Raw genomic sequence first — 24,323 nt, forward strand, 5'->3', positions numbered from 1 at the left:
CTATGAACGAGGACCTGAGCAGTTTCCCGAACGGCGCCCGCGAGGCGACCGGCTACCCGCAGGCCATGCTGGCCCGCGCCTTCCTGACGGGCACCACCCACACCGACGCCGAGACCCGGCGCCGGGCCGGTGAACGCGCCGACCGCTGGCGGCAGGTCCTCGCCGGCATGGCCGACGGCACCCTCCGCATCGGTTCCCGCACCCCCGTCGCCGGCCTGCCCGCCTGGGTCACCCCCGAGGTCGTCCGCGGCGGCTTCGCCACCTCCGCCGCGAGCGCCGAGGGCCCACTCCAGCCGTACGAGCACGACCTCGCGCGCAGCGCCCGCATCCCCGCCGACCGCAGCGCCCTGTTCGCCCACTGCCTCACCGAACCGGGCCTGGCCCGGCTGTACGCACTCCTCGACAGCGGACGCTACGAGATCACCGTGCCCGAAGAGGGCGCCCTGCTGACCGTGGCCTGGCTGGCCCGCGCCGGCGACGTGGCCGCCGCCCTCGAACTCGTCGACGTGCTCGAACCGTTCGCCGGCCGGCTCCGCTTCACCCCGCGCCCCGCCGAACGCCCCGCGCCCGACGCCGAGGCCGTGCACCGGCGGACCGTCGGCGACGCCGCGGCCGCCCTCGGGCGCCGGCGCCCCCACCCCGCCGTCGAGGCGCAGCGCGAAGCGCTCACCGTCTGGCAGCCGTTCGGCGACGCCCTCCTCGGCCACTGGCTGGAGGCGGCGCCCGGCGGCCGCACCCCCGACGCCGGCTGGCACCGGCGCGGCGAGCTGCTGCTCGCCCGCTACCGGGAGCTGGCCGCCGCCCACACCCGCTGCACCAAGCACCTGAGCCCCAAGGAGAACCTCGGCATCCTGCGCGGCGCCCTGGAGGAGACCGTCGCCGGCCGGCGGCTCGACCCGCGCCGGCTCGGCCTGCTGCACCACGCCGTCGACTCCATGGTGCGCCGCCGCGGCCTGCCCGGATCCGAGCGGCACGCCCGGCTGCGGACCCGGCAGGCCGCCGAGGCCGCCCTGCCCTCCCACCACGCCGTCGCCCAGCTCCTGCTGCGCCGCCTGTCCGGCCTCCCGCAGCAGGACGGCGCCGCCGACACGGCGCCGCTGGTCGCCGACGTGACCGCCGACGAGGCCGCCGCCACCGGGCTGCCCGCCGGCACCCGCATCCCCGCGGCCCTGCGGCAGGTCGTGTCGGGCGCCCTCAGCGCACCGCTCGGCACCCTGGTGGAGCGCGGCCTGGTGCCCTCGGCCGAGGTCCTCGCCGAGCTGGTGCCCCAGCTGGTCGCCGCCACCGGCGCCCAGGCCTACCCGGACGACGCCCTGCGCACCCTGGTGGCCGCCCACTACCGGGCGTTCCGCAACCGCCGCTCGCTGCTCCTGCTGAACCTCGCCTCGCAGGTCCGCTTCGAAGAGCTGCCCTGGGTGCGGGCGGTGGCCGGACACCGCCGCGGCCAGGACGCCCACGCCGACGCGGACACAGCGCTGCGCCGGCTCGGCGAACTCGCCGTCCAGGCGTTCCCCGGCACCCTGCTGCCCAACCCGCTCGTCCGCGAACTCGCCGTCCTCGCCCGCCAGGCCGACACCGGTGCGCCGTTCACGGAGGAGCTGGCCGCGGACATCTTCATGGGCACCTTCGCCCCGAAGTTCCTCACCGCGGCCCGGATCGCCGCGGAACTCCTCACCGGCACGCTGTACGAGCGCTACTACGGCATCGACTACCGCGCCGTGCGCAACCTCGCCGTCGCCGAGGCCGGAGACGGCCTGACGCGCGGCCGGCGCCCCCGTACCGCGCCCGGTTTCGCCCGGCTGTGCCAGGAGCGGGCCGGGGACACCGGCGGGCGCTCCTGGTCGGTCGCCGCCAACGGCAAGGTCGTCGAGCAGGCCCAGATCCTCACCACGCACAACCTCGCCACCCTGGTGAGCCGGGTCGGCATCCGCCCCGAGCCCGGCTGGGAGGACCTCGCGCTGCGCTGCTTCGCCACCGTGTGCCGCACGACCGCCCGGATCCCGGCCGCCCCGCGGCCGCTGCCGCTGGTCAAGGACGCCGCGTACGCCTGGCGGCAGATGGTGTTCCACCTGTCGCTGTGCCCGCCGGAGGCGCAGGCCCGGGTGCTCCGCGGGCTGGACGCCGAGGCGGCGCGCACGTCGGCGGAGGCCGCGGCCCTGCTCGCCCCGGCCGTCACCGGTCTGCGGCAGGCGGCCGGCGGCGGCCGCCCGGACACCGGCGCCGGCCGGCTCTTCCTCGGCTGGACCACCGGCCGGCACTGGCTGCTGGGCGAGCGCGCAGGCCGCTGACGGCCGGCGCGGAAGACGGAACCGGGAGCGGGCCGGGGCGCGCGCCTCATGTGCCCGGTATGCCGGGATCGCGACACTGGTGGCGTCATGTCCCACCGGTGCGCGACTCCGGCGCACCCGCTCCCGGGAGGTCCCGATGTCCCTCCGGTACGCCCCCGGCCCGCCGCCCGTCCGTCTTCGCGCCTCAGCCCTCGGGGGAGGGCGCGGGCTGCGGCTGCGCCGGCCCGCCATCCGTCCCCAGCCCCGCGTTCCGCGCCCTTACGATCGCCTGCGCCCGGTCGTTGACCTGGAGCTTGGTGAAGATGTTCGTCACGTGGTTGCGGACGGTCTTGTCCGAGATGGTCAGCCGCCGGGCGATCTGCCGGTACTCCAGCCCCTGGGCCAGCAGGTCCAGGATCTCCAGCTCCCGCGGGGTGAGGTCCGGGAACGCCTGCCGGCCCGGTGCCGCCGCCAGCGACCCGAAGAACGCCTGCAGCCGGGACGCGACGCGCGGGCCGAAGACCGCGCCGCCCGCCGCCACGGTCCGCACCGCCGCGAGGATCTCCGCCCGGTCCGCCCCCTTCACCAGATAGCCGCCCGCCCCGGCCCGCATCGCCGCCAGCACGTTGTCGTCGTCGTCCGACATGCTCAGCACGAGCACCCGGGCCTCCGGCCGGTCGCTCAGCAGCCGCCGGGTGACCTCGATCCCGGAGGCGTCCGGCAGCCCCAGGTCCAGCACCACCACCTGCGGGCGGTGGTCCGCACTCAGGGTGACGGCCTCCGCGGCCGTTGAGGCCTCCGCCACCACCCGGAAGCCCTCCTGCGGAAGGAGGGTCCCGCGCAGCCCCTCCAGGAACATCGGATGGTCGTCGACCAGCAGGACCGTCACCGGGTCCGCCTCGGCCGGAGTTGCGCTCGCGTCCGCCATGACCGGCACTATAAGGGGAACGATGACCACTCTGAGTAAGCTCGTGCGGTCCCGGGCCGGGCGCCTGCCCCTGTCGGCGCAAGGCGAGGGCCGACTGGCCGCCGCCGCCCTGTGCGCGGCCGTGCTGCTGGTCCTCAGCGGACTGTGGATCCTGTACCTGATCGCCAACCGGGGCTCACCCGGCGCCGCGGCCAGCGCCCGCGACCTCACCGTCCTCGTCTACGGCCTGCCCGCCGCGGCCGCCGGCGTACTGATCCAGGCCCACGTGCCGAGCCGCCCGGCCGGCTGGGTGCTCCTCGCGTACGCGGCCGCCGCGATCCTGCCCTCCGTGGCCTCCGCACCCGTGTGGATCGCCGCCCCGGGCCAGGGCGTGCGCACGGCGGTGGCGGTCTTCGCCGGGCTGGCCACCTTCGCCAAGGTCGTGCTCTTCTACTCGCTGCCGCTCTGGGTCCCGTACGGCCGGCTGACCAGCCGCTGGTGGTGGCTCTACCTCGCCGGCGTCGCCCTCTGGTCGGTGCCGATGGTCTTCACGTACACCGTGCTCGCCACCGGCTTCGGCGGCACCGCCCCGCTCGCCCACGGCTGGGCGGCCGACACCGCCGAGGCCCTGCAGAGCCGGCTGGCCACCGCCCAGGAGAGCAGCCACTTCGTGCTCATGGGCGTCGGGATCGCCGCCATGCTCTGGCAGGTCCGCCGCGCCTCCACGCGCTACCGCCGCCCGACCCTCCTGCTGCTGGCGACGTACGCGGTCTGGGCCGGCGCGCAGGTGGTCCGCTACTACCACCAGGCCGACCACTTCTGGGGCACGTTCGTGCTCTTCCTGGCCGCGTCGGCGCTCTGGTGGGTGTCCGTCGGCTACGTCCTCACGTACACCGGCGCCTGGCGGGTCGGCCGGGCCGCCCGCCGGATCCTCGTGGGCCTCGTCGTCACCACCGTCCTCACCTTCGTGTACGTGTCCTGCGCCGCGGCCCTCGCCGCCGGCACCGCGCCCGGCCAGGCCGCTGACGCCCTCGCCGCCCTCGCCTTCCTGCTCGGCGCCGGGCTGCGCCGCACCACCGCCTGGGCCGTGGGCCTCGTGGACCGCCTCTACTACGGCGACCGCGCGCACCCGTACCGGGTCCTGCAGACCCTCGCCCAGCGGCTCAGCCGCGAGGTCAGCCCGCAGGACGTGCCGGCCACCCTGTGCCGCACGGTGGTCGAGATGCTCCGGCTGCCCGGCGCCCGGCTGGCCGTGCACACCCGGGCCGGCGCCCGGGTGCTGGCCTCCGCAGGCTCCGAAGGCGGTCCCGAGCAGCGCTTCGACCTCGTCCACCAGGGCACCGTCATCGGTCACCTGGCCGTCAGCCCGCGGGAGGGCGAGGAGGCCTTCGACACCGAGGACACCGGCATCCTGACCTCGCTGGCCGACCAGGCCGCCCCCGCGCTCGCCTCGCTCCGCCTCCAGGAGGACCTGCGCAGCAGCCGGGAGCAGATCGTCACCGCCCGCGAGGAGGAGCGCCGCAGCCTGCGCCGGGACATCCACGACGGCCTCGGACCGGCCCTGGCGGGCGTCCGGCTGCGGGTCGAGAACGCCGTGTCGCGGCTGCCCGCGGACGAAGCCGTACGGGAGGACCTGGCGGCCGTCTCCGCAGACCTCGGCATGGCGATCAAGGAGGTGCGGCGGATCACCGACCGGCTGGGCCCGGCACCGTTGGGGGAGCTGGGCCTGACCGGGGCGCTGACCCAGTTGGCCGCCGCCTTCGACGGCAGCCGGCTGCGGGTCTCCGCCGCCCTGGTGCCCCACCCGCTGCCCCCGCTGCCGGCCGCCGTCGAGGTGGCCGCGTACCGGATCGCCGCCGAGGCCCTGAACAACGTGCAGCGCCACGCCCGCGCCGAGCACGCCGAGGTCCGGGTCCGCGTCTACGACCACGTCCTCGTGCTCTCGGTCCGCGACGACGGCACGGGCTTCCCCGAGGGCCAGCACTGCCAAGGCGTGGGCATGGGCTCCATGGCCGACCGGGCCGCCGAGATCGGCGGCCGGTTCACCGTGTGCCGGCTGGACCGGGGCACCCGCGTGATGGCCGTCCTGCCCCGGCCGGACACCGCCGCTGACCCGGCGGCCGGAGCGACGTGAGGCGCCCCGGGCGGCGGGAGCCGGCCACGCAGCGGACCGCCGCCTCCGGGGAGGCGGCGGTCGGTTCCTGCGGTGTGACGGGCGGGGGGGCCCGGGTGGTGGTCAGCGCCAGAAGGTGAGTGCCTTCCGGATGCGCTGGCACGGTATGCACCCCGTGCCGCCGTTCCCGCCACGGCCGCCCCGCGGCCCCGGCTTCCTGCCGTCGCGGGCCACGGCCAGCAGCGTCAAGGCGAGTGCTGCTCCCGCCGCAGCCAGTGTGATGACCTTGTGCTTCATGGGGGGTCTCTTCCTTCGGGGGAACTGCTCCGTTTCCTCGCGGGCCGCCCGGAGGCTCCGGCCGGCTCCACCACAGTGGACTCCCGGGCGTCCCGGACGCATGAGGCCCGTGCCCCAATCGTGACTTCCCCCCGGCCGCCCCGCATGCGCCGGCCGGCAGGGGGTTGAACACCCACTTGAACATCGCCGCCCCGGCCCGCCGGCACCCCCGGCAGGCCTTTCGCATCTCAACAGGTGTTCTGGCAAGACCCGACTTGGCGGGGTGGGGCGCTGTCGGCAATCGCCGCAGGAACAAGAGCAACATGGAAGATGTAGCCCCCCGGGGTCATCGCTACTTTGCGAAGTACGGAAAGGCGAAGGAAGGGCTTTTCCGGTCCGACACGTGGAGATCGCGAAGGTTGCGCCAGGCCGGCGGAAAGGCCAATGCCGGCGCCGTGTGAATTTCCGGTCCGATGGATTCTGGGGTAGGGATGCGTGAATTTGTTGTGCGGGCCGAGCGCGGCGCGGTCGGCTTCTTACCGGTGCGAGCCCTGATCAGCACGGGAGCCACGGCGACGTGGCCCCGGCAGGCCCGCGTCGCGCTGAAGCTGGTCGCCCCCGAGGACCCCGCGTGTGCCGAGGCGGCGGACGAGCCGGACGGCGGACCGCCCGCCGGGTCGGTCCAGCCGTACGACCTGTACCGGATGCCGTACCGCGACTGGGTGACCGCGACCCTGCGCGAGGTCGCCCGGGCCTGGCTCGACCAGGTCGGCCCGTGCTGCGTCGACGTCGTCGACGCCGACCTGCTCGACGAGGGCAGCAAGCTGTTCTTCGTCACGCTGGCCGGCCTCGCCGAAGAGCAGATCACCGTGCGCTGCCCCGTCGGCGACGCCACCGGGCCGCCCGGCCCGGCGCCCGCGGTGACCAGCTTCCGCGAGCGGCGGATCGAGCGCCTGGTCGCGGAGGAGGGCGAACTCCGCGGCGAGGAAGCGGACTTCCTGTACGGCCAGGCGGTCGGCTACCTCCTCGCGGGCGACGGCTGGACGGCCGAACGGCTGCTGCGTGCAGTCGTACGGCAGCGCCCCACGCCCGCCGTGTGGGTCAAGCTGCGGGCCGCCTGCGCGCTGCTCGGCCGCCCCGTCGACGCCGGGCAGCCGGCCGGCCCCGGCCCGTCGGGGATCCCCGGGCAGCGGTCCGCACCCGAGGCCGGCGCCCGGGACGGGGAACCGCGGGCCTGGCAGCCGCCGGCCGGCGGCCCCGAGCACGCCACCGGCGGCCCGGCGCGGCCCGCCGACCCGACGGGCCGGCGCCCGCTGCGGCTGCGGTCCGGCTGGGAGCGCCTGCAGGAGTGGTCGGAGACGGCCGGGCAGATCCCGAAGAACGCCGTGCACCGGGCCCTGTTCGCCATCGCCGAACGCACTGTCTTCCACGCCTACGAGACCTACGACGACCCGGCGGACCCGCTCGTCTTCTTCGTCCGGGTAAAAGGCAGTCTGGTACTCAAGATCCGTTTCCGCGATCTCGACACCTTCGAGATCGTGCACGTCGGTACGCTCGGTGAGGCCCCCGGAATCGGCCGGGGAATCGACCGGGCCGCTTGATCCGTCCGCCCGCGGGCCGGTGTTCAACTCCCGTACACCGGCTCGCACAAGTGTGCCTTGACAGGGTGCAGGGCCTGTGAAAATGTCGGTGGCACTTCTGACAACAGGCCTTCCTCCGGCAGGAATTCAGGGAGACGACATGGCGCCGCTCGAAGTTTCCGGATTAGACGTTTCCTCGCGCGTCCGGGCTCGGGACATACAGATGGCGGGCGTCGCGGACATACGCCGGCACGTCCTCATGATTTCCGGCGCCATCGACACCGTCGACCACGACGTCTCGGTGTGCATCAATCTCCCCGAGCCCGGCCGCTGGCAGATCATCAAGTCCGAGACCAACCTCACGGACCGGACCTGGGTGGCCATGCAGGCCACCACCGACGAGGATTCCGTCTTCGTCGACGACGCCGAACACCTCGTGATGTCCCGGCAGTTCTCGAAGTCCTTCATCACGCCCGACCAGCGCCGGCTCACGTTCCACGGCGGCGAGGTCCGGCCCGGCGAGGCCGTCGTGAAGATGTACTCGCTGGAGACCACGAGCCGCCGGCCCGTCTACGCGTACTCCCGCTACAGCCCGGTCGTCACCGACTCGCCGGACATGACCGCCAAGACCGTCGAGCAGCTCGTCGCCGAAGGCCTGCCGCAGCGCCCGGTCATCGAGGTCATCGTCCCGGTGACGGTCATCGGGTGATCACCTTCGTTCCCGGGCCCCACCTGCTGGACTCGCCCCGGGGCCGCGCCTGGCCGCCGGTCCCGGGCGCCGGCCCCCGGAGCCCGCACCTCCAGAGCCCGCCCGCCACCGCCGACGTGGCCGTCGTCGGCGCCGGCCCCGCCGGCCTCGCCGTCGCCTCCGCGCTCTGGCACCTCGGCATCCACGACGTGGTCCTCCTCGACCGCGGCGGCCGGCCCTGCGGCCGCTTCTTCGACCGCGTCGACACCCTCCGGCAGCGCGTCCTGCGCTCGCCCTACGAGCACCACCCCGGGGTGGAGGGCTACCGCGACTGCGAACTCCTCGACTTCGCGCGCCTGCACTGGTCGCAGCTCACCCCCGTCGAGCGCCGCGAGATCCGGATGGCCCAGTCCGGGCACCGCTCGGTCGTGCCCGTCGACGTCTTCGAGGCGTACTGCCGGCACGTCGCCACGCTCCACCACGTCGACGAGCGCACCTGGCAGGCCGACGTCCGCACCGTCACGCCCACCGCCGACGGCGTCACCGTCCGCGGCGACGGCTTCGCCGTGACCGCCGCCACCACCGTGCTCTGCCTCGGCGAGGAACGCCGTACCGCCCCTGCCCACTGGTGGGAGGGCGACAGCGCACCGCGCGGCGTCGGCTACTGGGACGAGCCCGTCCCCGAGGACGCCGATCAGCTCGTCGTCATCGGCGCCGGCCTCAGCGCCGCCCACCTGCTGGCGAACGCCCTGAACGCGGGCAAGCGCGCGCACTGGATCCTGCGCGCCACCGAAGAGCGCTACCAGTGCGCCGACGTCAACGCCTCGTTCTTCCGCGCCGAGGGCCGCGCCCGCTTCGACGGCACCAGCTGGGAGGACCGCACCGCGCTGATGGGCGGCCACCGCCGCGCCTCCGTCATGTTCGAGTTCCGGCCCCTCCTGCAACGCGCGGAGGATGAAGGACGGCTGACGGTCCACCGGGGCCGCGCCGTCACCGCCGTCACACCCGGCCGGGCCGGCCGTACCGCCGTCCGGCTCGAAGACGGCACCGTCGTCCACGGCGACCACGTCGCCCTGGCCCTCGGTACCACGGTCTCCAACGGCGACCGGCTGCTGCCCGACGGCGTCGTGGCGCCCCGCGACGGCTGGCCCGACCTCGACGAGCAGACCCTCGCGTACCGCAACGCCCCCCAGGTGTTCGCGGTCGGCGCCGCCACCTGCATGGTGCTCGGCCCCGCCGCACGGAACATCGACGGCCACCGCGTCGCCACCGCCCGGGTGGCCGGCGCCGTGGCGGCCCGCCTGCATCCGGCGGACCGGCAGCTCGGCGAGGAGAAGGTGACCGCCCGTGTCTGACCGCCCGCACCTGTCCGGACTGCCCGACCCGTCGGACGGCCCGGAGCCGCAGGACTACGACCCCCGGTTCGCCCTGAACCCGGTCGACGAGCCCGCGTTCACCGAGACCGGCGTCATGCTCATGGGCCTGGACGCCGACCGGCTGCTCGCCGGCCTCGGCCTGGCCGCCCTGGCCGACGACCCTGCCCAGGTGGTCCTCGCCGTCGACCGGGCCCGCCACGGGGTCACCGCCGCGCTCGACTTCGACGCCCTCGTCGTCGTCGGCACCCGCCGCTGGCGCGACAGCCGGCCTGCCCTCACCGCCGCCGGGTCCCGCCCGCCGGTCACGGCCCCGCTCCGCCGGGCCTGGGGCCAGACCCTCCGGATGCTCGCCCACTGCGACATCGGCGAGGCCGGCCCGGCCACCACGGCGCACCTGGCCGCCTGCTGGCTGCGCCGGGACGAGATCGACCGGTGCGCCGACCGGGTGCTCGCGTGATCCGGAACGCCGGGGTGGGAGAGTAGGACCATGTGCGGCCGCTACGCCTCCACCCGAGCCCCCCAGGACCTGTCGGGACTCTTCGAAGCCCGCTGGGACGGCACGGAAGCCCTGGCGCCCAGCTGGAACGTCGCCCCCACCGACCCGGTGTGGGCGGTCATCGAGCGCCCCGACCGGGAGACCGGTGAGGTCGAGCGCACCCTCCGCGCCGTCCGCTGGGGCCTGGTGCCCTCCTGGGCCAAGGACCCCGGCGTCGGCTCCCGGATGATCAACGCCCGGGTGGAGACCGTGCACGAGAAGCCGGCCTACCGCCGCGCCTTCGCCAAGCGGCGCTGCCTGCTGCCGGCCGACGGCTTCTACGAGTGGGAGGCCGTGCCCGCCACCGCGGGCGCCAAGGCGTACAAGCAGCCGTACTTCATCCGCCCCGAGGACGACACGCTGATGGCCATGGCGGGACTGTACGAGTTCTGGCGCGACCCGGCCGTCGCGGACGACGACGACCCGGCCGCCTGGCTCACCACGGCCACCGTCATCACCACCGAGGCCACCGACGAGGCCGGCCGCATCCACCCGCGGATGCCCCTGGCCCTCGATCCGGCCGACTACGAGGCCTGGCTCGACCCCGCCCACCAGGACACGGCCGACCTGCGGGCGCTCCTCCACACGCCCGGCGGCGGCCGCCTCGACGTCCGTGCGGTCGGCACCGCGGTGAACAGCGTCCGCAACAACGGCCCGCACCTGCTGGACGCCCCGGCCTGACCCGCCCGCCGCCCGGGCGGGCCGGCCGGCCCGTCAGCCGCCGAACAGGTTCCGGAGCACCGGCCGGGCCACCCCCGCCGGATCCCGGTCGACCAGGTCGGGCATGGCGCCGTTGACCCACAGGGCCGCGAACCCGTGCGCCAGCGACCAGGCCGCGAGCTTCGCCTCGCGCTGCTCGGCCCGCTCGGGCCGGGATGCCGCGAGCGCCGCCGACAGGGCCGCGTCGGCGCGGGCACGGGCCGCCACCAGCCCGGGATCGTCCGGGTGGAGCAGGGCCGGCTGGAACATCACCTCGAAGTGCGAGCGGTGCTCCACCGCGAACCGTACGTACCCCACCCCCGCCTCGACCAGGTCCGGACCGGCCGACCGGACTGCCTCGGCCATCAGGTCGTAGCCCTCGGTGGCGAGTTCGGTCAGGAGGCCGGCCTTGTCGCCGAAGTGGTGCGCCGGGGCTGCGTGCGACACCCCGGCGCGGCGGGCGAGGTCGCGCAGGCTGAGGGCCGCGGGGCCGTGCTGGGCGATCGCCTCGACCGCGGCGGCGAGCAGGGCGTTCTTGAGGTCGCCGTGGTGGTAGGGCCGTTCCGTCATGCCGTCATCGTAACTTGTCATTGACAAGATATGGGGGTGCACCCTTGACTTGACGCTGTCAAGATGTTCTCGGTGCGGCAGCACCCGCAGGGCTGGAGGCAGTGATGGAACCCCTGATCGCTCTCGTCGTCGGATTCCTCGGCGCCCGGCTCGCCGGACTGGCCGGCGTGTCCGCGCTCGACGGCTGGCACCCCGCCCTGCGGGTCGGTCTGGCAGCGATGTTCCTGCTCACCGCCTTCGCCCACTTCTTCCCGCGGCTGCGCGCCGGACTGGTGGCGATGGTCCCGCCGCGGCTGCCCCGGCCGGAGCTGCTGGTCACCGTGACCGGTGTACTGGAAGTGGCGGGCGCGGTGCTCGTCCTGATCCCCGCCGCGGCCCCCTGGGCGGCCGCCGGACTCATCCTGATGATGCTCGCGATGTTCCCGGCGAACGTGTCGGCCGCCCGCCGGCAGCTGCCCGGAGTCACCCCGCTGGGCCTTCGCACCGCCCTCCAGGTGCTGTTCCTGGGGGCGGCGGCGCTGGTCTTCGCGGGCTGAGGGCCAGGGGGTGTTGCGAAGGTCCTGTGCCGTGGGCGCCGTGCGGGACCTTCGCAGCACCCCCTATTCCTCCCGGCGGGTGCGCGGCTTCGCGCGGACGTGCATCCGCTCGCCCTGCCGGCCGAAGAGGCTCAGCACCTCGACGGGCCGGCCGTCCGCGCTGCTGAACCAGTGCGGGAGCCGGGTGTCGAACTCCGCGGCCTCGCCGGGGCCGAGGACCAGGTCGTGGTCCGCCAGCACGAGCCGCAGCCGCCCGTCGAGGACGTACAGCCACTCGTAGCCCTCGTGGGTGCGGAAGTCCGGCTCGGCCCCGCGGTCGGGGATGATCATCTTGTACGCCTGGAGCGGGCCGGGCCCGCGCGACAGCGGCACGGCCGTCCCGCCATTGGCCATCGGGCGCGGCGTGAGGCGCACCCGCGGGTCGCCGACTTCGGGAGCGCCGACCAGGTCGTCCAGCGGCACCCGGTGGGCCGCGGCCAGCGGCAGCAGCAGCTCCAGACTCGGCCGCCGCTGCCCGGACTCCAGCCGGGACAGCGTGCTCTTCGAGATGCCCGTCTCCTCGGCCAGCGCGGCCAGGGTCAGGCCGCGGGCGGTGCGCAGCCGCCGCAGGCGGGGGCCGACGGCATCGAGGACCGACTGGTGGGGCTGGGGCTCGTTCATCCGGTCATTCCACCCCCGCCGTCCCGGAAACGGCAACAGGAATTGCCGGCCCGGGCCCGCGGGTGCACGCTCCCGGCATGACGACGAACCGCACCGACCACCACGACGACCAGGGCCGCGACCGGGAGCCCGCGCACGCGGCGCACGCCCACGGCGCGGGCCGCGGACACGAGCACGACGGGCCGGGACACGGCCGGCCCGAGGGCCACGCCCATGGTCACGGCCACGGCCACGGTCACGGCGACGGCCACGGCGACCGCACCGAGCTGGACTGGGAGGACCTCGCGGACCACCTGGAGAGCAACGCGGAGGTCCACCTGCCGATGCTCCAGGCCACCTCGGTCCGCCTGAAGCAGCTGATCGGACCTGCCCGGGAAGTCCGCCGCATCCTCGACGTCGGCAGCGGCCCGGGCGTGATGACCGCCGTGCTCGCCGAGACCTTCCCGGCCGCCGAGGTCATCGCCGTCGACGGCGCGCGCGGCCTCCTGGACCGGGCACTCGCCCGCGCCGCCCGCCTCGGACTCGGCGACCGGGTGACCGTCCGGCAGGCCGACCTCGAGGCCGGCCCCGGCCTCGGGGACGCGGACCTGATCTGGAGCAGCAAGGCCGTCCACCACCTCGGCGACCAGCAGGCCGCGCTCGCCGGGCTCGCCGGTGCGCTGCGCCCCGGCGGACTGCTCGCCGTCTCGGAAGCCGGCCTGCCGATGCGCTTCCTCCCGCGCGACATCGGCACCGGCCGCCCCGGCCTCCAGGCCCGGCTGGACGCCGTACAGGAGGACTGGTTCGAGGAGATGCGGACCGGCCTGCCCGGCAGCACCGCCGTGGTCGAGGACTGGCCCGCCCTGCTCGCCGCCGCCGGCCTCACCGGCACCGGGAGTTTCACCGAACTCCTCGACCTGCCGGCCCCGCTCGCCCCGCCGGCCCGTGCCTTCCTGCACGCCCAGCTGACCCGGCTGGCCGAGAAGACCTCCGAAGACCTGGACGCCGAGGACCGGAAGACCCTCACCCTCCTGACGGACCCGGACTCCCCCCGGGGCATCCTCCACCGTCCCGACGCCTACCTCCTCTCCGCCGCCACCGTCTTCACGGGCTTCCGCCCGGCGGCCTGACCCGCAGTGGCGCCCCCGTACGCACCGCATGTCGGTGCGAGCCGGGATGATGACCCGATGACGTCGCTGCGGATCATCCAGGGGGACGCGACGAGTCCCCAGGCCAAAGGGCCGAAAATCATCGCGCACGTGTGCAACGACCTCGGGGGCTGGGGCAAGGGCTTCGTCCTGGCGCTGTCGAAGCGCTGGCCGGAGCCCGAGGCCGCCTACCGGGCCTGGCACCGCGGTCGCAGCGGGAACGACTTCGGGCTCGGCGCCGTGCAACTGGTCCGCGTCCGCGAGGACATCCGGGTGGCCAACATGGTCGGGCAGCGCGGCATGCGGACCGGCAGCGGAGGGCCGCCGATCCGGTACGACGCCCTGGAGCGCTGCCTCGACGCCCTGGCCGGGCACGCCCTGGAGCTGGGCGCCTCCGTGCACATGCCGCGGATCGGCTGCGGGCTGGCCGGCGGGAAGTGGTCGCGCGTCGAGCCGCTGATCGCCGGATCCCTGTGCGCGCGGGACGTCGACGTCACGGTGTACGACGTCGGCTGACGCGAAATCGGCCGACGCGAATCGGCCCACGCGAGATCGGCCGGGGACAGGCCGTTACCCCCGTGCTGCCGAATCGTTCTTTCTGTTGTCGCATCCGATGCACACACCACCCGCGTCCCCTGCGGCGTGCGCGACACGAGGCCCCGGAACGGCCAGCCGTTCCGGGGCCTTTCCGCGCCCTACGCCACCCGGCCCCGCCGGCCGGCCGCGCCGCGCCGGCCGCCGCCGGGAACCGCCCGGCCGCGCGCCGCGTTGTCCCCCGCACGGGCGGGGTGCGGGCGGACTGCCGCAGGCGGCGGGTCCGGCCCGCGTATGGTGCTGTGCCGGGTACCGATCATGGGTAGGGATCGGGCGGGTGGCGCCGGTCACGGGCGGCGGGGAACGGGGGAGTCGTATGGGGGGAGAACGCGGGCGGCGGGCGGCAGTGGTCGCGTACTGGCGGGCGGTGGAGCTGTTCAGCCCCCAGAAGGTGCCCGCCGCCGCCCCCAGGGAACGCGTGTACGCCGTCGACGACGACCGGCCCCTGCCCTGGCAGGACGGGCACCCGCTGCGCGGCGCCCCGCTGGAGGACGGCCACGTCTGGCAGCACGTGGTGTACGGCGGCGTGTACGCGCTCACCGCGGTCCGCGACACCCTGCTCGGCGTGTTCGGCGGCAGCGCGGAGGACCACGACGGCCGGATGGACGGCGAGAGCGCCCTGTTCGCCCTCACCGTCTCCGACGAGGGCCGGCCGCTGCGGGACTCCGCCGTGTTCTCGTCCTGTGCCTGGGCCACCGGACGGGCGCTCGCACCCGGACCGGGCAGCCCCGGCTGGCTCGACGGCTTCGGCGAGGCGTGCGCCGCCTGGACGGCCCGCGCGGGCGAACTCCTCGACGAGAAGGCCAAGATGCCCGCCGACGGCACCGGCCCGCTCATCACCGACCCGGCACAGCTCCACGACCTGGTCCGCGAGGTCGCCGAAGACTGGGGTGTCACCGGCGCCCTCGCCCCCCGAGAGGTCCGGATCCGGAGCGTGGCCGTCCGTGCGGACCGCGTCGAGGACGCCGACCACCAGGACTTCCTCAACAGCTTCGTCGCCGCCGACCTCGAACGCGTCGCCGCCGACCTGGCCCGCACCGACCCGGGCCCCGGCCTCACCGCCTACCTCACCCCGCACGCCGCCCTCGACACCGCCCGCCGGACCGACGTACGCGAACACCCGCAGACCGTCCTCGACGGCGTCGCACCCCGCCGCACCCCGCCCGGGCGGTGGCCCGCGCCCGCAGACCATCCGCTGGCGCTGAGCCAGCAGTTCGCCGTCAACGCCATCGCCGAGGCCCTGCCCCCCGGACAGGGCGGCATCTTCGCCGTCAACGGCCCGCCCGGCACCGGCAAGACCACCATGCTCCGCGACTGCTTCGCCGCCGCCGTCGTCGAGCGGGCCCACCGCCTCTCCGCACTCCGGCTGCCCTCCCAGGCCTTCGCCGACCAGCCCCCGTACGTCTGGAAGAGCGGCGACTACACGCGGACCGTCACCGCCCTGCGCCCCGAGTTCACCGGCTTCGAAATGATCGTGGCCTCCGCCAACAACGGCGCCGTCGAGAACATCTCCACCGAGATCCCCGCCCGCGCCGCCCTCGGCGAGGCATGGCGGCACGGCGCCGACTACTTCGCCGAACAGGCCACCCGTCTCCTCAAGGGCGCCCCGGCCTGGGGCGCCGTCGCCGCCCGCCTCGGCAGCCGGCGCAACCGGATCGAGTTCGTCAACCGCTTCTGGCACGGCAAGTACCGCCGTACCGACGCCGGAGCACCCGCCGTCCCTGCCCAGACGGCCCGCCGCGGCGCGCGCGACCGCGGCCGCGACACCTGGCTGGAGAGCGGCAACGGACTCGCCCACATCCTGCGGGAATGGCGCGACACCTCCCAGAGCGGCGTGTGGCGCGAGGCCCGGCAGCGGTTCCAGGAAGCCTGGGACGACGTCGAACGGCTGCGCACCGCACGCGTCGCCGTCGCCGAGGCCCTCGCCGGGCAGGCCGCCGCCGACGAAGCCGTCCTGGCCGCCCGGACCGCGGTCGCCGCGGCCGCCGGCGACCTGCTCACCTCCCGGGAAGTGCTGGCCGCCGCCGAAGCCGCCCTGCCCGGCGTACAGGAGGCGCTCGCGGACACCGAGGAGGAACACGGCGCCCACCTCGCCCGCCGACCCGGCTTCACGGTCAGCCTCTTCACCCTCGGCCGCGCCGCCCGCGACTGGCACGGCGCGGAAGCCGAGCTGATGGACCGGGTCGCCGCCGCCCGCGCCGCCCGCGACGGCGTCCGCCGCCAGATCGACCGGGCGCGCCGCACCATGGCCGAAGCCCAGAACCGGCTGCACGCCGCGGAGGACGCCGGAGCGGCGGCCCGCCGGTACGCCGACGGACTGACCGCCTGCGTGGCCGCCGGCCGGGCCCGCTGGGGCGGGCACGTGCCCGACGCCGCCGACGGCAGTGCCGCCACGGCGGACGCGCGCGAACTCTCCGCACCCTGGGCGGACCCCGAACTGACCCGGGCCCGCAGTGCGTTGTTCCTCGCCGCCCTCGACCTGCACCAGGCCTTCCTGCGCTGCACCGCCCGCACCATGTACCAGAACCTGATGGGTGCCATGGACGCCGTCGCCGGCGCCGTGCCCCCGACCGTTCCCGAAGCCCACCTGCGGGCCGCCTGGCAGGCACTCTTCCTGGTCGTACCGGTCGTCTCGACGACCTTCGCCTCACTGGACCGGGTGTTCACGGGCCTCGGCTCCGAAGCCCTCGGCACCCTGTACGTCGACGAGGCCGGGCAGGCCGCGCCACAGCTGGCCGTGGGCGGCATCTGGCGGGCCCGGCGCACGGTCGTCGTCGGCGACCCGCTCCAGCTGGAGCCCGTGGTGGTGCTCCCGTGGACCGCCCAGCGCGCCCTGCGCGAGGACTTCGCCACCGCCGAGGAATGGTCCCCGGGCCGCACCTCGGTCCAGCAGCTCGCCGACCGCACCACCCGCTACGGCACCCTGCTGCCCGCCGAACTCCCCGACGGCAGCCGGGAGGCGTGGGTCGGCGCGCCGCTGCGGGTGCACCGCCGCTGCGACGACCCGATGTTCGGCATCAGCAACCGGATCGCCTACGACGGCCTGATGGTGCAGGGCACGACGGGCCGCGCCCCCTACCCGTACGGTCCGGCGAGCAGCTGGGTGGACGTGGTCTCGGCACAGGCCGACGGCCACTGGGTGCCCGAGGAGGGGCGCGCCCTGCGCCGGGTGCTGGAGCGGCTGCGCGACGAGGGCGGGGTGGACCTGGCCCGGGACGTGTTCGTCATCAGCCCGTTCCGCGCCGTGGTCGAGGGCGCGAAGCTGCACTGCCGCGACCTGATGCCGGTGGACCGGGTGGGGACCGTGCACACCACGCAGGGCAAGGAGGCGGACGTGGTGGTGCTCGTCCTGGGCACCGATCCGCGCAGTCCGGGCGCCCGCGCCTGGGCGGCCTCCCGGCCCAACCTCCTGAACGTGGCGGTGAGCCGGGCCCGGCGCCGCCTGTTCGTGATCGGGAACCGGGAGGTCTGGCGCGACCAGCGGTTCTTCTCGGAGCTCGCGGACGCCCTGCCCGCCCACACCTGGCAGCTCCAGCACCGGCGGGGCTGACCGGGACCGCGCGCGGCGCTCCGGCCGCCCGGCCTCTGCCCGCGGCGGCCCGGATCCGGTGTGCGAGGCTGCGGTCATGAGCGCCGAACCCGGCGACTTCGTCGAGCGGTTGCCCGTCGGCGAGCGGACCGGCCTGCCCGAGGACGGCATCCCCGGGCGGCCGGCGGCGGCACGGCGCACGGCGGCCGGAGGGACTGACGGGGCGCGGCCTGCGGCGTACGGCGGCGCGGCCGGAAGGACTGACGGGGCGCGGGCCTGCGGCGTACGGCGGGGGCTTCCCGCCGTACGCCGAAATCCGGTTGCCGGGCCGCCCCCGGTGCCGGACAGTGGCGCGGTGGATCAGATCCGGGACATCGTGCAACTGGTCGGCGAGGTACTGGGACCCGAGGCGCTCGGCACCTGCCTCCACGGGTCCGCCGTCCTCGGCGGCCTGAGACCGGCCAGCGACCTGGACCTCCTGGTCGTCGCCCGCCGCACCCTCACCGACTCCGAGCGCCGGGCCCTCCTCGCAGGCCTGCTGCGGATCTCGGACCCCACCGCCGGCGGCCGCCCGGTCGAACTCACCGTGGTCACCCGCTCCGCGGTCCGGCCCTGGCGCTACCCGCCCACCGCCGACTTCCAGTACGGCGAGTGGCTGCGCGCGGACTACGAGGCGGGCCTGGTGCCGCGCCCGGAGCCCGCGCCCGACCTCGCGGTCCTGCTCACCACGGCACGCGCCGACGGCCGCGCGCTGGCCGGCCGGCCGCCGGGCGACCTCCTGGATCCCGTCCCGCGCGCCGACCTGGCCCGGGCGACCGCGGCCGGCGTCCCCGGCCTCCTCGACGACCTCGACGCGGACACCCGCAACGTCCTGCTCACCCTCGCCCGCGTCTGGTGCACCCTGGCCACCGGTGACATCCGGGCGAAGGACACCGCCGCGGACTGGGCGCTGGAGCGCTTGCCGGCCGAGCACCGTCCGGTGCTGGCCCACGCCCGGCGCCTGTACCTGGACTGCCGTTACTCCGAGGAGAGCTGGAGCCCCGGGCTGACGGCACAGGTCCGCCCGCACGCGCAACGGGTGCTCGCCGAGATCGGTCGGCTGCGGCAGGGCCGGACCGGGGGCGCGACGAGCGGGTGACGGGCGGGTGACGGAGCGGAGGCAGGTGGGTGACGGCTCCGCGGGCAGGTTGTCCACAGGCACCCCGCGATGCCGGATCCGTCCCCTAGGGTGGGAGCCAAGGGAACACACAGAGTGAGGAAACGGGATCATGGACGTGGGGAACGGGGCCGTGGACACCCGGCAGGGCGCCGGCTGGCACGGGGAAGAGCTCGATCTGGACGCCTATCTGGACCGCATCGGCTACACAGGTGAGCGGAAGCCGACACTCGACGTGCTGCGGGCCCTGCACCGGGCGCACGTCGTGTCGATCCCGTTCGAGAACATCGCGGCCGTGCTCGGCCTCCCGCTGCCGCTGGACGTCGAGTCGGTGCAGCAGAAGCTCGTCGCGAGCGCCCGCGGCGGTTACTGCTTCGAGCACGTGACGCTTTTCGCCGCCGCGCTGGAACGCCTCGGGTTCGCCTTCTCGGGGATGAGCGGCCGGGTGACGCTCGGCGCGGACAAGATCCTGCCCGCCACCCACGCCCTGCTCGCCGTCCGGCCCGCCGACGACGACCGCACCTGGCTGTGCGACGTGGGCTTCGGCGCCGGACCGCTCGGCCCCGTGGAGCTGGCCGACGGCGCGACCGCCGAGTTCGACGGCTGGAGCTACCGGCTGGAGCGCAGGGACGGCCGTGACGGCTTCGACGACTGGTGGCTGCACCAGTCGGGACCCGTGGGATGGGTGGACCGGCACACCTTCACCCGCAATCCGCAGTACCCGATCGACTACGTGGTCGGCAGCCACTTCGTTGCGACCCACCCGCGGTCGCCGTTCGTGCACCGGCTGTTCGCCCAGCGGTTCGCCTCCGACCTGTACCAGCAGATCGACGGACTGACCTGGACGACCACCCGGCCCGACGGGACCCGCACGGAGACCCGCATAGAACCGGCCGAGCTGCGGGGCGTGCTGTCCAAGGAGTTCGGCATCGACGTGGACGAGGACCAGGCCGCCCGCCTGGCCGCCGCCGCGGGCTGAGCGCCGGAGCCCTGCGCCGGAGCCTGCGTCGGAGGACCGCACGACAGTGGCTCAAGTGTTTTGGCCGCTGGCCGGTTTCGTACGTAGGGTCGGGCTTCATGACGATCAACTGGCATGTTCTCGTCGAGGAGAACCGCACGCACACCCACCTCGTCGGCGAGGCCGTCGGAGCCCTCGGCATGGGGACCGTCGAGGCCGACCGCCTCGTCCTGTACATCAGCGAGCCCGTCGACGGCGGCCGGGACGGTGCGGAGGCCCTCGCCGAGGAACTCGCCCGCACGTTCGTGCCCGACTGGATGGCCACGGGTGACCGCCCCGGTGACGCCCCGCAGCGGACCGCCTACCTCACCACCGGCGGCGGTTGGGTGATCAGCCTCAAGCACCACCGGGGCAGCCAGTACTGCGTGGCCCGCATCACCCCCGCCCGTCTGATGCACCAGAACGACGAGGTCCGCGTCCCCCGCGACGCCCGGGCATCCCGGCAGTCCGCCGACGGAGCGGAGCCGGCGGAGTCCCGCAACCCGCTGATGCGGGGCTTCAGGCGGCTCGTCTCCGGTGGCACCGGCGCCGGGGCGGACGCGGAGCCCGCCCCGCAGCCGGCTCAGGGCTGAACCACCGCGAAGTCGCCCTGCGCCGGGTGAGGTTCGGCCAGGAGGTCCCCCTGCGAGCCGAGACGGGCCCGCAGCCGCAGGACGGCGTCCAGCGGTACGCCGTCCAGCAGGGCCCGCCGGATGCCCAGGGAGATCTGCGGGCCGGTCACGTTCGGCGTGATCAGGTCCGCCAGGCCCGGGACGGGCTCGGTGGCCAGCAGGTCGCCGGTGGCCAGGTCCCAGTCGGCCAGGCGGGGGTGCGCGGTCCGGACGGTCAGCCGGACCGTGACCACGGTGAGGTTCTCGACCACCGGTGCCATGCCGGTCACACCCAGGCCCCGGCGGCCTCGGATGCCCCGGCGGGGGTCCGGTCGCCCGCGAGCAGGCTGACGAGGGCGGCAGCGATCGGCAGGCCGGTGTGTGCTTCGTAGTAGCTGTAGGCGGGCATCGGGTTGACCTCGAAGCACACCCACGCACCGTCGGGAGTGCGCCGCAGGTCGATCCCCGCGAGCGGCAGGCCCAGCGCGGCCGCCAGCTCCACACAGTGCCGGGCCGTGTCCGGGGGCAGGTCGAAGGGCGCCAGCCGGGCCGCGTCACCGTCCCGCCCGGCGTAGCGGTAGTCCACCGCATCGCTGTCCACGGACGCGGCGTACGTCCGGCCGCCGACGACGTGGACACGGACGTCCCGGCCGGGCACGTACGCCTGGAACTGCGTGGGCAGTCCGCGCAGCAGCGGCAGCCGCGCCTCGTCCGCCGGGGTGAACTCGCGCACGATGGAACGGATTCCGCTCACGGACTTGTAGACGATCCGGCCGTGCCGGTCGCGAAAGGCGAGCACCTCGCCGGGGTCGTCGGTGACCAGGGTGTCGGGCACCGGGAACCCGGCCCGGGCGATCAACTGGGCCTGGTAGGGCTTCGAGGAGTTCGACTCCATGGCGCTCGGCCGGCTCACGACGAATGCCGGGGCCGTGTCGAGCCAGCCGACGAACCACTCCTGGAACGCGGCCACCCGCGCCCGGGCGGCCGCGTCCCCGCCCGCCGGCGGCTCCAGCGGGCGGGCGTACACGGCGGCCACCGTGTCGAGCGGGACCCGCATGCCGTCCACGACGAGCAACCCGTCGAGGCCGCCCGTACCGGTCACCAGGTCGTACCGGGCCAGGTGGGCCTGGTCGACGACCAGGTGCCGCAGCCCGGCGTCCCGGGCCGCGCCGACCGCCCGGGCGAGCGGCGGGTCGTCCGTACGGCCGAAGAAGAGGATCACGAGGGCCTCCCGGTGCGCGGGGCGGCGGCCAGGGCCGTCAGCAGGTCGGCCACCGCCTCGACGTGCCGGACGTCGTCGAGCGGCGGGCACAGGTCCACGTCCGTCACGACGGCCGTGTCCGCGGCCGGTGCCAGGCGGAGTTCGAACAACGGGGTGCCGAGCGCGGCCGCCAACTGCCGGCACCGTTCCCCGACGTCCGCCGGCCCGGCCGGGCCGGCGAGCCCCGGGGAGCCGGTGCGCGGGCCGATCACGCGGCCGCCCGCCACCAGAAGCCGGTTCCGCGGCCCGGCCGGCGGCGCTTCGGGCAGCACGTCCACCGGGACCGGCGACCCGGTCCCGCCCGGCCACGCGAGCCGCGGCACATGCCGCTCGGCCGGGCCCGCAGCAGGCGCCAGACCGCCGCGGGTCGCGCCGCCCCGCCGCGCCACCGGCAGCCCGCACCGTTCGGCGTGGACCAGCGCGGCGACCGGCGAGACGGTCCCGTGGACGGTGCCGAACGCGCTGGTCACCCCCACCACCCGGGGCGCCAGCGAGAGCAGCCAACTCGCCAGCAGCGCCTGCCGCTCGGTGTGCGCGTACGCCGCGTCCTTGGCGCGCGCGGCCGCGGCGGCCGCACCGCCGACGGCCCCCCGGGCCGGGGCCGGATACGGCAGCCCCGCCGACCGGTTGAGCACCGCCCCGACCGTCCCGTCGGCCAGGACGGTCCCCGTCGGCAGGACGACCGTGGTGGACGCCTCGCCCCGCGTGTCGATCCGGTGGGTCCAGCGGGCCCGGGCGAGGCCGCCCGGGGTGACGGCGAGGACCCGCGCGCCGCCCACCCGGGCCGCCAGGGCCCGGGTCACCGCGGCCGCACCGCCGTCCCCCGGACCCGCCAGCACCACGAAGGTTCCGCTCACGGCTGCGGCAGGCCGTCGTACGCCCGCTTGGCCTGCGCGTCGCCGTCCTCGACGGCCTCACGCAGCGACTCCTCGCCGGTGTCGTACCGCGGACCGCCGTGCAGGTCCGGCCGCAGCTCGCCGCCGATGAACGGCTCGGCGTCCGGCGGGTACTCCTCCGCCCCGGCCATCGCCCGCTCCAGCGCGGCGAGCCGGTACTGAAGGTCCGCAACGGCCTCGGCCAGCTCCGACGGGTCACCGGCCGCCGCCGGGCCACCGCCCGGCACCGCCCGAGAACCGCCGACCGGACCGCCCGGCCCGGTCGCTCCGGAGGGCGGCTGGAACCCGCCGTCGATGTCGTCCTTGCCCTCCTTGACCGGACTCTTGTCCGGCTGCACGTCCTTCAGGTCCTTGCGCTCCTTGAACGGCTCCTTGAGGTCCTTCCCGCCCTCCTTCCGGTCCTTGACGTCCTTGCGGTCCTTCCGCTCCTTGAAGGGCTCCTTGACGTCCTTCGCACCCTCCTTGCCGTCCTTCAGGTCCTTGCGGTCCTTGAAGTCCTTCTGCTCCTTCGCGCCCTCCTTCACCTCCTTGACCGGCGACTTCCCGCAGGACACCGAGACCTCCGCGGTCATCGTGGCGGCCGGCGGGGAGATCCGGGTGACGGAGACACAGGTGCCGGCGCCCGCATGGGAGTCCGAGTCGGGGGCGCTGGTCGCGGTGAAGGACGTGTTCCCGCTGCTCCCCGGGAAGGGGTCGCCGTCGTCCCCGCGGTTCACGCTCAGCTCGAGTTCGCGCTGGTTGTCCGCCTGCACCAGGCGGACCCGGTAGTGGTTCTCGTCCGTGTTGTCGGGCCGGCTCTCGTCGATGTGCCAGATCAGCAGCCCCTCGCCGGGCAGTTCGGCGTCGTAGCCGGTCCGCTGGCGGTTCTCCAGCAGGAAGTACTCGCTGCCGCCGGCGCCGTTCTTCCAGAGCCGGTGGACGGTGCGGCCGGTCTTGACGTCCGGGAAGGACTCGGTGCCGCCGGCCGTGACCACCTTGGTCGCGGCCCAGCCCTGGTTGACCTTGCACCACGCCGACGGGTGCCCCGGGACGTCCCCGCCGCCGTTCCACGAACCCGCGCCCATCAGGCACCAGCGGCCGACGCCCTCCGAGCTGTCGTCCGTGTCGTACAGGTCGGGGAAGCCGAACAGCAGGTGGCCCAGCTCGTGCGCGCAGACGCCGATCCTCGCCTCCTCGGAGATGGTGAGGTAACCGAAGACGCGGGTGCCGTCCGTGACGTGCACGGCGGGCAGCACGTACTTGTGCGACCAGATGTGGCCCGGATTACCGGTCCGGTCGGCGGCCGGCCCGGCGTGCACCACGATGAACGCGTCCACGTACCCGTTGCCGTCGTTGTCGAACGGCGCGAAGTTCACGGTCGGGTCGGCGGCCTCCACGGCGTGCTGCGCCATGTCCTGGGACCGGACCGTCCCGGTGGGCCGGCCGATGCCGAAGTTCCCGTTCGCGTACCAGGCCATCGTCTCCGGCATGCGGAACGGGCCGACCACCTCGCCGACCAGGTCCACCAGTCCGTTCGTGACCTCGCGGAAGTACTCCCGGACGCTGCCGTGCGGCATCGCACCGAGCGAGAAGAACAGCCTGTCGATGTCGGCCGCCGACTTCTCCATCGGCTGGTCCGAGAAGTCGGCCAGGACGACGATGACGCGGACGGTGCCGCGCAGCGGGGCCCGGTCGGCAGCCGCGGCGGCGATGGTCGAACGGGACGTCCCCGACGGGAACTCGTCGGGCGGGAAGATCGTGCCGTCGTCGAGGCCCAGCGGCCTCGGGGTGCGGGCGAAACCCAGCAGCCCGGCGAGCTCGCCGGGACCGTTGCGCAATTCGTTGAGTTCGACGAGCAGGCGCTGCCTGAGTTCGGGACTCGGCGCGACGGCGCAGAAGGCGGGCGGGACCGTGGGGGTGGCGGAGGCGATCGCGGGCTCGGACATCTCGACCATTCCGACTCCAT

The 24,323-nt window shown here is 75.0% G+C and carries 22 protein-coding genes; 14 read left to right on the forward strand and 8 right to left on the reverse strand.

Annotation, left to right across the window (positions count from 1 at the left end; genetic code table 11):
- The first annotated feature begins 2 nt into the window (after positions 1-2).
- Positions 3-2,288, forward strand: a complete 2,286-nt coding sequence (locus LG634_RS13260) for a hypothetical protein (RefSeq protein WP_226733970.1) — start codon at positions 3-5, stop codon at positions 2,286-2,288.
- A gap of 184 nt (positions 2,289-2,472) precedes the next feature.
- On the opposite strand, the gene LG634_RS13265 is transcribed toward LG634_RS13260, so the two are convergent.
- Entirely contained in the window at positions 2,473-3,195 is a 723-nt protein-coding gene (locus LG634_RS13265) for a response regulator (RefSeq protein ID WP_226733971.1), read from the reverse strand.
- 22 nt (positions 3,196-3,217) lie between these two features.
- Between LG634_RS13265 and LG634_RS13270 the strand changes: the two genes are divergently transcribed.
- Positions 3,218-5,308 (forward strand): GAF domain-containing sensor histidine kinase, encoded by a 2,091-nt coding sequence (locus LG634_RS13270; RefSeq protein ID WP_226733972.1) that lies wholly within the window; start codon positions 3,218-3,220, stop codon positions 5,306-5,308.
- Positions 5,309-5,410: 102 nt separating this feature from the next.
- Here the strand turns inward: LG634_RS13270 and LG634_RS13275 are convergent, their stop codons facing one another.
- Positions 5,411-5,584 (reverse strand): hypothetical protein, encoded by a 174-nt coding sequence (locus LG634_RS13275; RefSeq protein WP_226733973.1) that lies wholly within the window; start codon positions 5,582-5,584, stop codon positions 5,411-5,413.
- Between the two features lie 470 nt (positions 5,585-6,054).
- On the opposite strand from LG634_RS13275, the gene LG634_RS13280 reads away from it, so the two are divergent.
- The 5 genes from LG634_RS13280 to LG634_RS13300 all read left to right on the forward strand — a co-directional run bounded on the left by LG634_RS13280 (position 6,055) and on the right by LG634_RS13300 (position 10,423).
- Positions 6,055-7,164, forward strand: a complete 1,110-nt coding sequence (locus tag LG634_RS13280; RefSeq protein WP_226733974.1) for a DUF6235 family protein — start codon at positions 6,055-6,057, stop codon at positions 7,162-7,164.
- 202 nt (positions 7,165-7,366) lie between these two features.
- Positions 7,367-7,852, forward strand: a complete 486-nt coding sequence (locus LG634_RS13285) for a DUF6423 family protein (RefSeq protein WP_226733975.1) — start codon at positions 7,367-7,369, stop codon at positions 7,850-7,852.
- Positions 7,849-9,186, forward strand: coding sequence for an NAD(P)-binding protein (locus LG634_RS13290; RefSeq protein WP_226733976.1), 1,338 nt, complete (start codon positions 7,849-7,851; stop codon positions 9,184-9,186). Before LG634_RS13285 ends, LG634_RS13290 begins: the two co-directional genes overlap by 4 nt.
- Positions 9,179-9,664, forward strand: coding sequence for a DUF6187 family protein (locus LG634_RS13295; protein ID WP_226733977.1), 486 nt, complete (start codon positions 9,179-9,181; stop codon positions 9,662-9,664). The genes LG634_RS13290 and LG634_RS13295 overlap by 8 nt, the downstream gene beginning before the upstream one ends.
- Positions 9,665-9,694: 30 nt before the next feature.
- Positions 9,695-10,423 carry an SOS response-associated peptidase gene (locus LG634_RS13300; protein ID WP_226733978.1) on the forward strand — a complete coding sequence of 243 codons (729 nt, stop codon included), beginning with the start codon at positions 9,695-9,697 and terminating at the stop codon, positions 10,421-10,423.
- 33 nt (positions 10,424-10,456) lie between these two features.
- On the opposite strand, the gene LG634_RS13305 is transcribed toward LG634_RS13300, so the two are convergent.
- The gene (locus LG634_RS13305; RefSeq protein ID WP_226733979.1) at positions 10,457-11,011 is read right to left on the reverse strand and encodes a TetR/AcrR family transcriptional regulator; all 555 of its coding nucleotides are present in this window, start codon (positions 11,009-11,011) and stop codon (positions 10,457-10,459) included.
- A gap of 104 nt (positions 11,012-11,115) precedes the next feature.
- Here LG634_RS13305 and LG634_RS13310 point away from each other — a divergent pair, with 104 nt between their 5' ends.
- Entirely contained in the window at positions 11,116-11,547 is a 432-nt protein-coding gene (locus LG634_RS13310; RefSeq protein WP_226733980.1) for a DoxX family protein, read from the forward strand.
- Between the two features lie 63 nt (positions 11,548-11,610).
- On the opposite strand, the gene LG634_RS13315 is transcribed toward LG634_RS13310, so the two are convergent.
- The gene (locus LG634_RS13315) at positions 11,611-12,207 is read right to left on the reverse strand and encodes a helix-turn-helix domain-containing protein (protein ID WP_226733981.1); all 597 of its coding nucleotides are present in this window, start codon (positions 12,205-12,207) and stop codon (positions 11,611-11,613) included.
- A 77-nt stretch (positions 12,208-12,284) separates the two neighbouring features.
- Here LG634_RS13315 and LG634_RS13320 point away from each other — a divergent pair, with 77 nt between their 5' ends.
- The 6 genes from LG634_RS13320 to LG634_RS13345 all read left to right on the forward strand — a co-directional run bounded on the left by LG634_RS13320 (position 12,285) and on the right by LG634_RS13345 (position 20,203).
- The gene (locus tag LG634_RS13320; RefSeq protein ID WP_226733982.1) at positions 12,285-13,316 is read left to right on the forward strand and encodes a class I SAM-dependent methyltransferase; all 1,032 of its coding nucleotides are present in this window, start codon (positions 12,285-12,287) and stop codon (positions 13,314-13,316) included.
- 57 nt (positions 13,317-13,373) lie between these two features.
- On the forward strand, positions 13,374-13,850 hold the full coding sequence (locus LG634_RS13325) for a macro domain-containing protein (RefSeq protein ID WP_226733983.1): 477 nt from the start codon (positions 13,374-13,376) through the stop codon (positions 13,848-13,850).
- Between the two features lie 394 nt (positions 13,851-14,244).
- Positions 14,245-17,478, forward strand: coding sequence for a DEAD/DEAH box helicase (locus tag LG634_RS13330; RefSeq protein ID WP_226733984.1), 3,234 nt, complete (start codon positions 14,245-14,247; stop codon positions 17,476-17,478).
- A gap of 334 nt (positions 17,479-17,812) precedes the next feature.
- Positions 17,813-18,595 carry an aminoglycoside adenylyltransferase family protein gene (locus LG634_RS13335; protein WP_226734036.1) on the forward strand — a complete coding sequence of 261 codons (783 nt, stop codon included), beginning with the start codon at positions 17,813-17,815 and terminating at the stop codon, positions 18,593-18,595.
- A gap of 130 nt (positions 18,596-18,725) precedes the next feature.
- On the forward strand, positions 18,726-19,592 hold the full coding sequence (locus LG634_RS13340; RefSeq protein WP_226733985.1) for an arylamine N-acetyltransferase family protein: 867 nt from the start codon (positions 18,726-18,728) through the stop codon (positions 19,590-19,592).
- 98 nt (positions 19,593-19,690) lie between these two features.
- Complete coding sequence (locus LG634_RS13345; RefSeq protein ID WP_226733986.1) at positions 19,691-20,203, forward strand: hypothetical protein; 513 nt, start codon at positions 19,691-19,693, stop codon at positions 20,201-20,203.
- Here the strand turns inward: LG634_RS13345 and LG634_RS13350 are convergent.
- Genes LG634_RS13350 through LG634_RS13365 form a run of 4 tightly spaced genes read right to left on the reverse strand, consistent with a single transcriptional unit; the run spans position 20,194 to position 24,312 of the window.
- Positions 20,194-20,502, reverse strand: a complete 309-nt coding sequence (locus LG634_RS13350) for a hypothetical protein (RefSeq protein ID WP_226733987.1) — start codon at positions 20,500-20,502, stop codon at positions 20,194-20,196. The two genes, LG634_RS13345 and LG634_RS13350, sit on opposite strands and share 10 nt — an antisense overlap.
- 5 nt (positions 20,503-20,507) lie before the next feature.
- Entirely contained in the window at positions 20,508-21,443 is a 936-nt protein-coding gene (locus tag LG634_RS13355) for an ATP-grasp domain-containing protein (RefSeq protein ID WP_226733988.1), read from the reverse strand.
- Positions 21,440-22,339, reverse strand: a complete 900-nt coding sequence (locus LG634_RS13360; protein WP_226733989.1) for a hypothetical protein — start codon at positions 22,337-22,339, stop codon at positions 21,440-21,442. Before LG634_RS13360 ends, LG634_RS13355 begins: the two co-directional genes overlap by 4 nt.
- Positions 22,336-24,312, reverse strand: coding sequence for a M6 family metalloprotease domain-containing protein (locus LG634_RS13365; RefSeq protein ID WP_226733990.1), 1,977 nt, complete (start codon positions 24,310-24,312; stop codon positions 22,336-22,338). Before LG634_RS13365 ends, LG634_RS13360 begins: the two co-directional genes overlap by 4 nt.
- Positions 24,313-24,323: the final 11 nt, after the last annotated feature.

The sequence above is a fragment of the Streptomyces bambusae genome, from assembly GCF_020532645.1.
Classification (GTDB): Bacteria; Actinomycetota; Actinomycetes; order Streptomycetales; family Streptomycetaceae; genus Streptomyces; species Streptomyces bambusae.

What these genes read in the sequence shown, in the direction of transcription:
- LG634_RS13330 (WP_226733984.1), top strand. Translation starts at nt 14,245, where the DNA reads ATGGGGGGAGAACGCGGGCGGCGGGCGGCAGTGGTCGCGTACTGGCGG.
- LG634_RS13305 (WP_226733979.1), bottom strand. Translation starts at nt 11,011, where the DNA reads ATGACGGAACGGCCCTACCACCACGGCGACCTCAAGAACGCCCTGCTC.
- LG634_RS13260 (WP_226733970.1), top strand. Translation starts at nt 3, where the DNA reads ATGAACGAGGACCTGAGCAGTTTCCCGAACGGCGCCCGCGAGGCGACC.
- LG634_RS13325 (WP_226733983.1), top strand. Translation starts at nt 13,374, where the DNA reads ATGACGTCGCTGCGGATCATCCAGGGGGACGCGACGAGTCCCCAGGCC.
- LG634_RS13265 (WP_226733971.1), bottom strand. Translation starts at nt 3,195, where the DNA reads ATGGCGGACGCGAGCGCAACTCCGGCCGAGGCGGACCCGGTGACGGTC.
- LG634_RS13280 (WP_226733974.1), top strand. Translation starts at nt 6,055, where the DNA reads ATGCGTGAATTTGTTGTGCGGGCCGAGCGCGGCGCGGTCGGCTTCTTA.
- LG634_RS13340 (WP_226733985.1), top strand. Translation starts at nt 18,726, where the DNA reads ATGGACGTGGGGAACGGGGCCGTGGACACCCGGCAGGGCGCCGGCTGG.
- LG634_RS13310 (WP_226733980.1), top strand. Translation starts at nt 11,116, where the DNA reads ATGGAACCCCTGATCGCTCTCGTCGTCGGATTCCTCGGCGCCCGGCTC.
- LG634_RS13345 (WP_226733986.1), top strand. Translation starts at nt 19,691, where the DNA reads ATGACGATCAACTGGCATGTTCTCGTCGAGGAGAACCGCACGCACACC.
- LG634_RS13300 (WP_226733978.1), top strand. Translation starts at nt 9,695, where the DNA reads ATGTGCGGCCGCTACGCCTCCACCCGAGCCCCCCAGGACCTGTCGGGA.
- LG634_RS13320 (WP_226733982.1), top strand. Translation starts at nt 12,285, where the DNA reads ATGACGACGAACCGCACCGACCACCACGACGACCAGGGCCGCGACCGG.
- LG634_RS13285 (WP_226733975.1), top strand. Translation starts at nt 7,367, where the DNA reads ATGGCGGGCGTCGCGGACATACGCCGGCACGTCCTCATGATTTCCGGC.
- LG634_RS13315 (WP_226733981.1), bottom strand. Translation starts at nt 12,207, where the DNA reads ATGAACGAGCCCCAGCCCCACCAGTCGGTCCTCGATGCCGTCGGCCCC.
- LG634_RS13275 (WP_226733973.1), bottom strand. Translation starts at nt 5,584, where the DNA reads ATGAAGCACAAGGTCATCACACTGGCTGCGGCGGGAGCAGCACTCGCC.
- LG634_RS13350 (WP_226733987.1), bottom strand. Translation starts at nt 20,502, where the DNA reads ATGGCACCGGTGGTCGAGAACCTCACCGTGGTCACGGTCCGGCTGACC.
- LG634_RS13365 (WP_226733990.1), bottom strand. Translation starts at nt 24,312, where the DNA reads ATGGTCGAGATGTCCGAGCCCGCGATCGCCTCCGCCACCCCCACGGTC.
- LG634_RS13270 (WP_226733972.1), top strand. Translation starts at nt 3,218, where the DNA reads ATGACCACTCTGAGTAAGCTCGTGCGGTCCCGGGCCGGGCGCCTGCCC.